Raw genomic sequence first — 11,374 nt, forward strand, 5'->3', positions numbered from 1 at the left:
ATCGCGCTCGATGCGGCGTGCCGTACGCACGCTGATGCCAGTCTTGGCGGCCGCGACTTCCTGCGGATGGTGTTTGCGCTTGTTCATGTAGAGACGAACCTGTTGGTCGGTGATGCGGGTTCCAGACATGAGCTGACCGCTTCTTCTTTAAGCTTCGATCAGCCCATCCTAAAGCCCCGCCGACGCAGCGCTGCCGGTGGCTCGTCGTCTCCGGCGGCTACGCCGCCTGCGACTCCTCACCACCGGCCAAAACAATCGTCAACGACCGGCCAACATAATTGTCGCCGCCCAGATATCCGTACGACCGGTCGCAGTCAGGGTAGATAGCAGATAGAGCGACGCTGTACCTACTACAACGGGGACGCGACCGTTCTCCAGATTTGTTGAAAGGTTGAAAGCGGTACAGCTGGCAAGAGAGCCGATTGCTTTTCGCCTTCTATCGACGGAGCAAAGCCGAAAGCTCCACAAAAACTGCATCATTCCGGGTTTAGGCGTTTAGGCGCCTAAACAGGCATACCGCCGGATGGCACGCGTCGTGCCAAAAGAGAAATCAAAGTTCGGCCTATGTCGAGTTGCGACGACTTCGAACAGGAGCACACTGTCCTGCGCCAGCGGCGAGGGGCACAGAGACAATTCATGGTCGGCGAATGATGCCGACTGGCCTCGTGGATGACCAACGGTTTCGCATATTGTGAATCGTGGTTCCCGAGGGGGCCACGCTCGCGCCTCGGCTCTTGGCGAGAATTCCAGATGACTTACAGGCAGATGGAACTCCGCATCGTCCACCAACCACACCCAGAACGGGCTCTTACGACTGCTGCCCAACAGTGCATCGCCCGAGACATTGATGGCGATTGGCACTCAGGGGAGACGTCGGAACAGATCGACTATCTGATCGCGCGCACCAAACGTTACAGGCTACCGATCGTCATGCAGCTTGCAGCGGAGCTGACGGGGTCTTACCGCGGACAAACATCTGCACCCAACATGAGACCTCTGGAGCGGCTCGTCAAGGCCTTTCGAGGTTTGGATCGTGCTCAGCTCTCATGTCGCCAAAAACTCCGGAGATCTTATTGATACCATTCAGACATTCCCTGATCGGTAAGCGGCCAGCTGTCCCATCTTGACGGACCAGGTTAGGTCGTCGTGAGCGGTTTCCAGCGGTGGGGCAGTAGCGATGCGATGTCGCTGTTCCGATGTGTCGGCAGGCGCGTCAGAACGTCCTTGAGGTACGCATGAGGCTCGTGGCCGTTGAGTTGCGCTGACCGGATGAGACTCATGACAGCGGCCGCGCGCTGGCCGGCCCGCAGTGACCCGGCGAACAGCCAGTTGCGTCGATTATGCTGAGATCAGCATAAAGCAGAGATTTTTTTGGTTGGCGATCGCGGCTACGGACGCGTGAACAGGCCGGTCGGGGCCGGTCCGCGATCGGTAATCAAAAAAATGTTTGTGCTAAACCGCTCCGCAGGCGCTGGCGTTTATGGGCATTGAATGAACGGCGCGGTGATTTGTGATGCCCGGCGCACGGGTGGCGCGCGCCAGAACCGGGCGGTTGAGCGGGACCGTGGCGCGAAGCCAGCGGAAATGCGGACTTGAATGGGTAAGGAGTGCGGAGTTTGCGGCATTGTGACGGTGCGACGACGCTGAAGCGCGAGTCGGTTCGCGTTGGCCGCATGGGGGAAGACCAACGTGCGCGGGGGGCTGATGCGATTCACCGTACATGGCTGGGGCCAGGTGGAGCCCGCGCGAGGACGCCAGGCGTGTCGCCAGGCAGCGCGCCTTCGATGCGGACCATGTGGCCCTTGCCGCACACGGGGCAATCGCGCAGTGACCTGCCGGTGAGCCGCTGGTAACGGTCGCGGTAGTCTTCCGCGATGATGGGTGACGCAGCGGCGGCCGGCTCGACGCCGAGCAGCCGCAGGCAGGTGGCCAGTCGCTCCGCCCGGTGACAGTTGGCAAGCCACCCGTAGCTGCGGATGCGCTTGAAGCCGGCGGGCAGCACGTGCAGCAGGAAGCGGCGCATGAACTCGTCGGTCGTCAGGGTCATGGTGCTGTGGCGGGCTTCGTGACGGTAGTCCTTCCACTGGAACAACACCGAATCGCCATCAAAGCGCAGCAACCGGTTATTCGAGATTGCAACGCGATCGGTGTAGCGGCCCAGGTAATCGAGTACCTGGGTCGCGCCGCCAAATGGTGGTTTCGCATAGACGACCCACTCCGCCTGGGCGGCGGGCGCGAGCCAGGCGGCGAACGCTCGCAGGTCACGCAACGGCTCGAGCTGGCCATGGAAGCGCAGCACGCCGGGGTCGAACGCGCGGCGCAGCTGCTCGAGAAAGAGCCGGCGAAACAGGCGCGAAAGCACCCGCACCGGCAGGAAGAAGCCGGGCCGGCAGGCGAGCCAGCGTTCGCCGTCCGGGGCGATGCCGCCGCCTGGCACCACGCAGTGCACGTGCGGATGGTGCAGCAGATTCTGCCCCCACGTGTGCAGGACGTGATGAAGCAGATCTCTGCGCCCAGGTGTTTCGGATCGGCGGCGATCGTGCGCAGCGTCTCGGCGCTGGTGCGAAACAGCAGATCGTAGAGGGCCTTCTTGTTCTGGTACGCGAGCGCGGCGATGGGCTCGGGGAGTGTGAAGACGACGTGGAAGTATTCGATCGAGGGGAGGAGCTCGGCGCGCCGGCGTTCGAGCCATTGCGCGCGGGCGAGCGACTGGCACTTCGGACAGCAGCGATGCCGGCATGAGTCGTAGGCAATGCGCTGATGGCCGCACGCATCGCACTGCTCGACATGTCCGCCGAGCGCGGCGGTGCGGCACAGCTCGATGGCGCTCATCGCGCGCCGCTGGGCACGACTGAAGGCATCGGCATGGGTCTGCCGGTACCGTTCGCCGCAGCGGCGGAAGATGTCCGCCACCTCGAGCGCCGGTCGCATCGCCGGCTTCAGAAGTATGCGGGCGGTGTGGACTCAGGCGGGATGGGTGCGGGGTGCGGCAGCAGGTCGAAGGGACTGGTGGTGGCACATACAGTGCTCGTCGCCAGCTTGAGATACCGTGCCGTGGTCGCCATGCTGCGATGTCCCATCAGCAGCTGGATCCGGCGTACATCGGCGCCGGTTTCCAGCAGATGCGTGGCGAATGCGTGCCGCAAAGAATGGGGTGTCACGGGTTTGGTGATGCCGCTGCGCTGGCGCGCAAGCGCGCATGCCTCGCCCACGGCCTGGCGGCTGATGGGCTGCCCGGGAATGTTGCCGGGAAATAGCCACTCCCGCGGGTGTGCGTCCTGCCAGTACAGCCTCAGGATCTCGAGCAGACGCGGCGAGCGCATTACATAGCGGTCCTTACGGCCTTTACCCTGGCGGACACGGATCATCATCCGCTGGCTGTCGATATCGGTGACCTTCAGGTGAACGACTTCCGATACCCGCAGGCCGGCCGCGTAGGCCGTCATCAGGACGGTGCGCTGCTTCAGGCTGGGAATGGACTCGAAGAAACGCGTCACTTCCTCGAAGCTCAGGATGACGGGCAGCTTCAAGGGCCGTTTGGGCAACGGGAAATCCTCGTCACTCCAGTCCCGCCTAAGCGTGATGCGGTACAGGAAGCGCAGCGCGCCGACGGCAAGTTGGACACTGGCCGACGCGAGCTTGCGTTCGTTGGTCAGGTGGATGATCCAGGCACGGATCTCTTCGGGGCCGAGCACCTCGGGTGAGCGCCGGAAGTGCCGGGCGAAACTGGAGACTTGCAGCAGATAGGTCTTCTGGGTGTTGTCTGCAAGGTTGCGGATCTGCATGTCGTGCATGCATGCGTTGGCGCAGCGGAGTCGTGACGAACCTCCTAGAAACAGTAGGTGGAATGCCCAACCGGGCGTCCACATACTGCTCCTGGCGACACCGCTGACCACCTCGCTGGGGCCCAGCGCCAGACAACCCTCCTCATGAAGCGTCAGCCATAGACCTGTGCCCACCTCCCCCTACCGCTTCAGCGGTTTAGTACAAGCCCTTTTATGCTGAGATCAGCATAAAAGGGCGAACCGGTTGTTCGCCGGATCTCTTCGTGCGGGCCAGCGTGGTGCCGCCGTCATGAGCCTGATCCGATCGGCGCAGCTCAACGGTCATGACCCGTATTGCTATCTGAAAGACGTCCTGACTCGCTTGCCGACCCAGCGCGCCGACAATCTCGCGCAGCTGCTTCCTCATCTCTGGTCACCTATCACAGCCTGATCGACACAAATTCGTGCCCCCGGTGTGTTTGCCGGGTGCTTACCCTGAGCCTTGAACTCGACGCTATAGCGCCGGCGTCGACGACGGCCAAGTGGCGCTTCTTCTTCGATAGTGTTCACGTGTCCACCTATTTAAGTGGATACGATGCTCCCAAGACCCTAAGCGCAACTCAAGATGGGATGACCGTGCGCTTACCCTTCTGGTGACGCGGGCGCAATCCGATTCTCACGGATGCTTTGAGTCAGGAGATGCCATGTCCGGCGATCTACCGAACCAGTCGCGCTACTACGCTCTCGACGCGCTGCGCTTCATTCTCGCGAGCTGGGTCGCGATCGGCGCCAAATTCTTAAACCACTTGCGCGGAGCTGCGGCTTCCGCCGAGCTTGTGTTTGAGAAACCGCTTTCCCGGAATCTCGATAACGGCATAGGTAAGGGACGCCGTAGCTATCACGAGCAGCAAGAATCCCACTAGAAATAGTGGGTTGCCATACGGTATTATGATTCCCGTCGCGACACTCACAACATGAATCGCAAGTTGCAATGGATAGTGCACGAGATAGATAGAATACGAGATCGTGCCTAAGTAAGTGAGTATCGGAAAATTCAGAACGCGTTTTGCCGCGCTCCCATGTATTGCACCTATGATTATCGCCGGGAAGCAAAGGACAGCGACCACCAAGTCCAACCGTTGATAGTTAGCGCCATTAGTGCAGTAATACAGAAACGCGCTCATACCGACAATCGAAAGGAGTGTCGAAAAACCCTCCCTCAAGCCGTGCGGAGCAATGAATTTCGCATGACAACGATGCAGCGCAACGCCCACGAAGAAGCCTACGATCGTTCGGAAAATATCGTTGTCGATGCCGGCCATGGTTGCGTTGCTGATAAGTCCATTGCGCAATACCACAGCAAGCCCGATCGCGAAGATGATCGACAGGATGATCGTAGCCACGCGGCGCGAAAACACGATAGCGAGTAGGAATATCGTGTTGATGATGAATTCAGTCGAAATCGACCAGGCCGGTGCGTTAAAGGAGAAGCCGCGCTCAAGGCCAGTTCTATTCAGCAGGAATAGATGCAACACAAAGTCCCGCTTGTCATTGAACGTATAAATGAACGGTACGCTTGCTAGTTGATGCGCCAAATACCATTGCAGTGCGGCAACGACCAGAAGCATCGTGAAGTGCAACGGGTAAAGCCGGGCGATCCGATCTCGGAAGTTTTGTGCAAATAGACCAGATCGCTCAGCGGTCCAATATGTGCGTGACAGCACGAACCCGGACAAGACGAAGAAAAAGTCAACGAGCAACAAGCCGTGGTGATAGAAGGGCGCCATCAGCTGTGGCAATGGTGAGGCACGAAAGTGTCCAGTGTAATGCCAGCCAATCACGCCGATCGCCGCCAAGGCTCTCAGGCTGTCGAGTTCGTGCAACCGTTCTTTGTCATTCATCGTGTTTGGCGTAGGGAGGGATAGACATCCTATTGACGCCTGCGGACGACGATCCCAACAGAGGTCGTGACGAACTCCTCAAGCTTGATCTTCAAGCTAGGCTCGTGCGAATAGGGAGGTAAATCGACATAGCCGTCCAGATAATGTGAATCCGGGGCGATGATAAACGGATTGACCTGATGGCCATCTTTCGTCAGGCGTTCCACCAGCATTTCCATGTCCTGGCGGCGATACAAAACGGTGGGGCCGCTATCAATCGTTCTGTCGTTGGATGACAGGTTGAACTCGGTGGTATGGACTGCGATTCCACCGGGCCTCAGCGTCCCGAGACTGTTGAAGACGAACTCCATTCCAGCATCGAGCGACCCAAGATGCTCGAAACAGCATGCCGACCATGTGAAGTCGAAGCCCGTCAGGTCGGCACTGATCGTGGTCATGTCCTCATACCGGTGCGACACCTTCGAGGCGAATACGTCTTCCGCAACCAAATCAGGATAGCGCAGTTGGGCCAGCGTATCACTGTGCTCGCCGGAGCCATTCCACGACGCGCCGATCTCCGGAGGCGCATCGGTCGCGACCACCGTCACGCCGCGCGCCGCAAATACGGAGGGTAGGCGCTCCAGTCCGACACCGAATCCGAGACCACGACTGCCTTCCTTTAAAGCTCCGGCCTGTTCAAGGTGGTGAAGGATAAAGACCCATTCCCATAGCTTGCGATGAAATTGACGAGGATGATTGATGAGGCGGCAGAGTTCGTCGTAGCGCGGATGTAGGAAATCGCTGACGCTGCAGGTCGAGAACGGCATGAATGGGCGGTCTGCCGATTTGGATGCCAGAGGGAGAAGCAGATGATCTCGAATAGCCTTACCTATGCGTTCGTTGATCGATCCTTCCAGTTCGGCCAGCTTCGCCCGCAAATTGGCGACTTCCGCTTCTAGATGTTCATTGGTGGAGGAGGCGCTCGCAACAGTCTGCGATGCATCGTGTAGGCCGCGCAAGGACTCCTGGATTCCAAGCAGCGCGGAATAGGCTCGTGCGAATTGGCGGAACGGCGTGATCTGAACGAGTGGCATAGTTCAATCTCGGAAATGTTTTAAGTCGCTTATTGCAAACGCATAACGACTCCCGTCACCCTCATCGGGGCAACATCTTACCTCATGCTGCCATCGTGTAAGGATTTCCCTCAACGATACGTCACTATCATCGTCTGCACGTCATCCCACAGGGGCGGCGTGTTCCCCTCGTTGCGGCTGGTGAAGTCGTAGCGGTATGAGAGCGTGAATCTTTGATACGAGACGTCCACGCCGACAGCAGGCGCGAAGCTGATCCCGTGCGCGGATTTGACGTGCACTGGAACCGGTTGCGGATCGCCAAAATTGCCAGACCAGCCGGATACGTTCTCGTCCCACGCCTTGCGATAACCGAGCACGCCGGCCGCCGCGCCGAACTTCCACCCTTCGTACTTGAAGTACGGCTCGAGCATCAGTGAGATGCCCATCGCATGTCCAGTGCCATGGTACGACTCGGTGATCGCGCCGGCCTTGACTTCCTTCGCGGCCGGATTGTAATCAGCATCGCTGATCGTGCACTGGCACGATGCCAATACGGATCCCAGGTAATTCAGATCGGCGTGCCAGTCGATACCCCATCTCGCGCGGTCGATCAGGTTACCCGGGAGGCCGATCGACAACGGCACCGAAGGTCCTCTTCGAGATAACCGACGCGGCGGTGAGCGAGGAAATGTTAGCCGCCTACTCGGCGATGGTCCATTTGCGCTTTGGGTAGACATGGTACGCGCTGCAGGCGCGGTGATCGGCCGACACCCAAACGGTACGAGAATTCGTAGATCACCTGCAGGCAAATCGACATTTTCGTCGCCGACTTGTGGCTCCGCAGCCGGCACAGATTTAATTGCTTTGTACCACGTAGAGGGTAGCATCTCGAAAGTCAGTTTTCGGGGCAGCTTACCCATCCAAAGTGAGACAATGAGGACAAACACCTCTTTACCTCTAAAAAATTCGCTTAAACGGCGCAACGATTGTGTTTAGGCGCCTAAACGGAAACACTCCTTCCGGCTGTTTTTTCATTTAAAAACACCAACTTACCCAAAACGCAAGGTGTGAACCATTTGAACCGACGGCGGCACCATCTACCAGCCGGAATTCCGTCAAAAGCTGCACAAAAACAGCGTCATTCCGGCTTTACCCGTTTAGGCGCCTAAACGAAAACGCGCTCCTGCGTAGGCTCATCCTTTTAAAAACAGGAGCTTACTTGAAAAGCAAGGTGTGGGAGATTTGAGACACGGTGTCACGTGCCTGCGGGCCGAAATTAAGTCGCAAGCTTCAAAAAAAGCAGCACCAGTCCGCTTTAGCAAATTAGGTAGCCAAACTGACAATCTACAGAAGTTCCCCGCGGAGCATCACACCAGTGCCCGAAGCCATTTACAACCACCGCAGAAGTAACGGCAACAAAACTGGCACGACGAACGCTGTGAACACGCCGTTCAAGCCCATGCCGAGCCCCGAAAACGCGCCCATCTCTTCGCTCACCTGAAACGCCCTTGCAGTTCCGATGCCATGCGAGGCCACGCCGATCGCGAAGCCGCGCACCTCGGTCTCACGCACGCGAATCACGTTAAGAATCCAGCGAGCGGTCACCGCGCCGAACACGCCCGTCGATATCACGAGGACGGCAGTGAGCGACGGAATACCGCCGACCTTGTCGGCAACGGCCATGGCAATCGGGGTAGTGACAGACTTTGGCGCAAGCGACGCAATGGTCTGATGCGAAGCGCCGAAGAGCTTCGCGACGCCGACCGCAGAAACGATCGCCGTAAGCGAGCCCGCAACGAGCCCGCCGAGCAATGGCAGCGCACCGCGCTTGAGCTTGTCCCACTGACGATAGAGCGGCAGTGCGAGCGCGACCGTGGCGGGGCCGAGCAGGAAGTGCACGAACTGGGCGCCCTCGAAATACGTGCGATACGGCGTATCTGTGATCTTGAGCGCCGCGACGACGAGCGCGACGGCAATCAACACCGGGTTCGCGAGCGGATTGTGCTTTGCGCGCGCGTAGATATTGATGGCGATGAGATAGGCGACGAGCGTCACCGTCAAGCCGAGCAGCGGCGTGGCGGCGAGATAGACCCAGATCGCGTCGAGCTTCGTGATGGGCAGATGGCTGTTCACGATGCGCCCTCCCCGGCCGTTTGGTTGCGCCGCTGGCGACGCAGCAGTGCGCGCGTGACGAGCGCCGTCACCGCGATGCCGAGCGTCGTGCTCACGACGAGGCTCGCGATCACGGCGAGCGCCTCGCCGCGCACGGCCTGCGCGGACACCATGATGCCCACGCCCGCCGGAATGAAGAGCAGCGAGAGATGTCGCAGCAATTCGAGCGCGGTCGGCTCGATGGCCTCGGCGGCAGCAGGCCGCATCAACGCGAAGGCGAACAGGAGCAGCATGCCGATCACGGGACCGGGCACGGGCAGCGAGAACACGTAGGACACGCTCTCGCCGAGACACTGGAAGATCAGGAGGGCGGCAAGGGAACGAAGCATGATTCGGATCGGCGCGGAAAGGCAGGGCGGAAAGCGGCGCGCGCAACGAATGCGCGCCTTGCGGTGGAAGTTTTAGCGAAACCAAGCGGACGTTACAGCGGCACCAACCGGCCCTGCCTCAACCTTGCTTGTGCGTCTCAGGGCACATGTGCACCGATTCGAGTTCCGTGACAGTCACGGCGATCCAGGCTTTCGCCCGGCGGCACAACAATCCGCGCCGGCAATAGAGCGCCGCCGCGTACAGATAAACTACGAGAACATTGAGCAAGGTCTCACGCACCAACGACCTCGCTCGCTGCGCACAGCACGCTCGAACAGTGCCGAAAAAACGCCCGCGCCACATGCTTCGTCGTGCTTCGCCCTTTGCGCGATCAGTGTTTTTTTGCGCACGGTGACACGCCGCGCGAGTAGTGCTGCCCCGCGTTCACATTGGCATCTACGAGCGAGGGCTGTCAGCCAGCGAATAGCCAACGTACGTAACGATCCACCCCTTCCTGCACCGTCAGGAACGGCGCGTCGTAGCCCGCCGCGCGCAGCTTCGACTGGTCCGCTTGCGTGAAGCACTGATACTTGCCGCGCAGCGCGTCGGGGAACGGGATGTACTCGATCAGCCCTTCCTTGACCTGCTCCGCGAGCGAGAGCGCGGGCTTGCCTTCCATCGCGCGCAGCGTGTTCACCACGGTCGTGGCGATGTCGTTGAACGGCTGGGCGCGGCCGCTGCCCAGATTGAAGATGCCCGTCTTCTCCGGATGATCGAAGAAGAACAGGTTCACCTTCACCACGTCCTCGACCGAGACGAAGTCGCGCGTCTGCTCGCCCGGCGCATAACCGTTGTATTCGCCGAACAGCTTCACGCGGCCTTCGGCGCGGAACTGGTTGAAGTTGTGGAACGCCACCGACGCCATGCGCGCCTTGTGCGTNTCGCGCGNNCCNTACACGTTGAANTAGCGNAAGCCCGCAATCTGGCTTTGCGCNGTGGGCAGCACGCGGCGGATCACCTGGTCGAACAGGAACTTCGAATAGCCGTACACATTGAGCGGCGCTTCCACGTCGCGCTCTTCGACGAAGCGCGTCGAGCCGCCATAAATCGCCGCCGACGACGCATACAGAAACTGCACGCGCTGCGCGAGACACGCGTCGAGCACGGCGCGGCTATAGCGGAAGTTGTTGTCCATCATGTAGCGGCCGTCGGTTTCCATCGTGTCCGAACAGGCGCCTTCGTGGAACACCGCGCGCACCTCGCCGAAATCGCCGCGCGCAAAGCGCTCGACGAACTCGGTCTTGTCGATGTAGTCGTCGATCTCGCAATCGACGAGATTCCTGAACTTGTCCGCGCGGGTGAGATTGTCGACGGCGATGATGCGGTCTTCGCCGCGTTCGTTCAGCGCCTTGACGATGTTGCTGCCGATGAAGCCGGCCGCGCCGGTGACGATGAGGGTCATGATAGGTCTGCGGTGACGAGGTTCACGCGAGGTTGATGCCCCGCCGGAAAAACGCTGCGGAAATTCCGGCCGGGGTGCGAGCGCCGCGCGCTCGCGTGCGCAACGTTATTGAAAGAGTTCGTCGTAGTCGACGGTGGCCGTACCGAGCTTGCCGACCACGATGCCGGCCGCGCGATTCGCGAGCGCGACGCCCTCGACGAGCGGCAAGCCCGCGCCCAGCATGACCGCGACGGTCGCGATCACCGTGTCGCCGGCGCCCGACACATCATACACTTCGCGCGCGTCGGCCGCCGCGTGCAGCGTGCCGTCATCGGAAAAGAGCGTCATACCCTCTTCCGAGCGCGTGAGCAGCAGTGCGTCGAACTGCAGTTCGCGGCGCAGTTTCGTCACGCGCGCGTGCAGGTCCTCCTCGGACTTCCACGTGCCCACCACTTCGCGCAGCTCCGCGCGGTTCGGCGTGATGAGGCTCGCGCCGCGATAGCGCTCCCAGTCGTCGCCCTTGGGATCGACGAGCACCGCCTTGCCCGCGGCGCGCGCCTTCGCGATCATCTGCGTGACGTGCGTGAGGCCGCCCTTGGCGTAGTCGGAGAGCAGAATCACGTCGTGCGTGGGCAGCAGCGCGTCGAAACGCGCGAGGCCGGCGAGCAGGATCTCGTGCGCGGGCGTGTTTTCGAAGTCCACGCGCAACAGCTGTTGCTGGCGCGACAGCACGCG

Annotated in this window: 8 protein-coding genes and 3 pseudogenes; 1 reads left to right on the forward strand and 10 read right to left on the reverse strand. The window is 60.4% G+C overall.

Annotated features, from left to right (window positions below; all coding sequences use genetic code 11):
• Nucleotides 1-1,136 precede the first annotated feature (1,136 nt).
• From A3CW_RS51970 to A3CW_RS49740, 3 genes and pseudogenes are all read right to left on the reverse strand, one after another.
• Nucleotides 1,137-1,337 (reverse strand): annotated as a pseudogene (locus A3CW_RS51970) (transposase domain-containing protein); the annotation flags it as partial.
• Between the two features lie 374 nt (nucleotides 1,338-1,711).
• Nucleotides 1,712-2,931, reverse strand: a pseudogene (locus tag A3CW_RS49735) (IS91 family transposase).
• Between the two features lie 8 nt (nucleotides 2,932-2,939).
• The gene (locus A3CW_RS49740; protein WP_245623893.1) at nucleotides 2,940-3,785 is read right to left on the reverse strand and encodes a tyrosine-type recombinase/integrase; all 846 of its coding nucleotides are present in this window, start codon (nucleotides 3,783-3,785) and stop codon (nucleotides 2,940-2,942) included.
• A gap of 232 nt (nucleotides 3,786-4,017) precedes the next feature.
• On the opposite strand from A3CW_RS49740, the pseudogene A3CW_RS51975 reads away from it, so the two are divergent.
• A pseudogene (locus A3CW_RS51975) lies at nucleotides 4,018-4,215 on the forward strand (transposase domain-containing protein); the annotation flags it as partial.
• Between the two features lie 346 nt (nucleotides 4,216-4,561).
• On the opposite strand, the gene A3CW_RS0143435 reads toward A3CW_RS51975, so the two are convergent.
• The 7 genes from A3CW_RS0143435 to A3CW_RS49745 all read right to left on the reverse strand — a co-directional run.
• Nucleotides 4,562-5,665 (reverse strand): acyltransferase family protein, encoded by a 1,104-nt coding sequence (locus A3CW_RS0143435; RefSeq protein ID WP_028209072.1) that lies wholly within the window; start codon nucleotides 5,663-5,665, stop codon nucleotides 4,562-4,564.
• Nucleotides 5,666-5,694: 29 nt separating this feature from the next.
• The gene (locus tag A3CW_RS54200) at nucleotides 5,695-6,738 is read right to left on the reverse strand and encodes a hypothetical protein (RefSeq protein ID WP_245623894.1); all 1,044 of its coding nucleotides are present in this window, start codon (nucleotides 6,736-6,738) and stop codon (nucleotides 5,695-5,697) included.
• Between the two features lie 110 nt (nucleotides 6,739-6,848).
• Nucleotides 6,849-7,361, reverse strand: a complete 513-nt coding sequence (locus A3CW_RS0143445) for a hypothetical protein (protein ID WP_035515771.1) — start codon at nucleotides 7,359-7,361, stop codon at nucleotides 6,849-6,851.
• A gap of 745 nt (nucleotides 7,362-8,106) precedes the next feature.
• Complete coding sequence (locus tag A3CW_RS0143450) at nucleotides 8,107-8,850, reverse strand: LrgB family protein (protein ID WP_245623895.1); 744 nt, start codon at nucleotides 8,848-8,850, stop codon at nucleotides 8,107-8,109.
• Nucleotides 8,847-9,218 carry a CidA/LrgA family protein gene (locus tag A3CW_RS0143455; RefSeq protein ID WP_028209075.1) on the reverse strand — a complete coding sequence of 124 codons (372 nt, stop codon included), beginning with the start codon at nucleotides 9,216-9,218 and terminating at the stop codon, nucleotides 8,847-8,849. Before A3CW_RS0143455 ends, A3CW_RS0143450 begins: the two co-directional genes overlap by 4 nt.
• Before the next feature lie 452 nt (nucleotides 9,219-9,670).
• The gene (gene rfaD, locus A3CW_RS0143460) at nucleotides 9,671-10,660 is read right to left on the reverse strand and encodes an ADP-glyceromanno-heptose 6-epimerase (protein ID WP_028209076.1); all 990 of its coding nucleotides are present in this window, start codon (nucleotides 10,658-10,660) and stop codon (nucleotides 9,671-9,673) included.
• Nucleotides 10,661-10,765: 105 nt separating this feature from the next.
• Nucleotides 10,766-11,374 (reverse strand): bifunctional heptose 7-phosphate kinase/heptose 1-phosphate adenyltransferase (locus A3CW_RS49745; protein WP_161782985.1); only part of this gene is annotated, 609 nt, incomplete at its 5' end.

The sequence above is a fragment of the Paraburkholderia nodosa DSM 21604 genome, from assembly GCF_000519185.1.
Lineage (GTDB): Bacteria > Pseudomonadota > Gammaproteobacteria > Burkholderiales > Burkholderiaceae > Paraburkholderia > Paraburkholderia nodosa.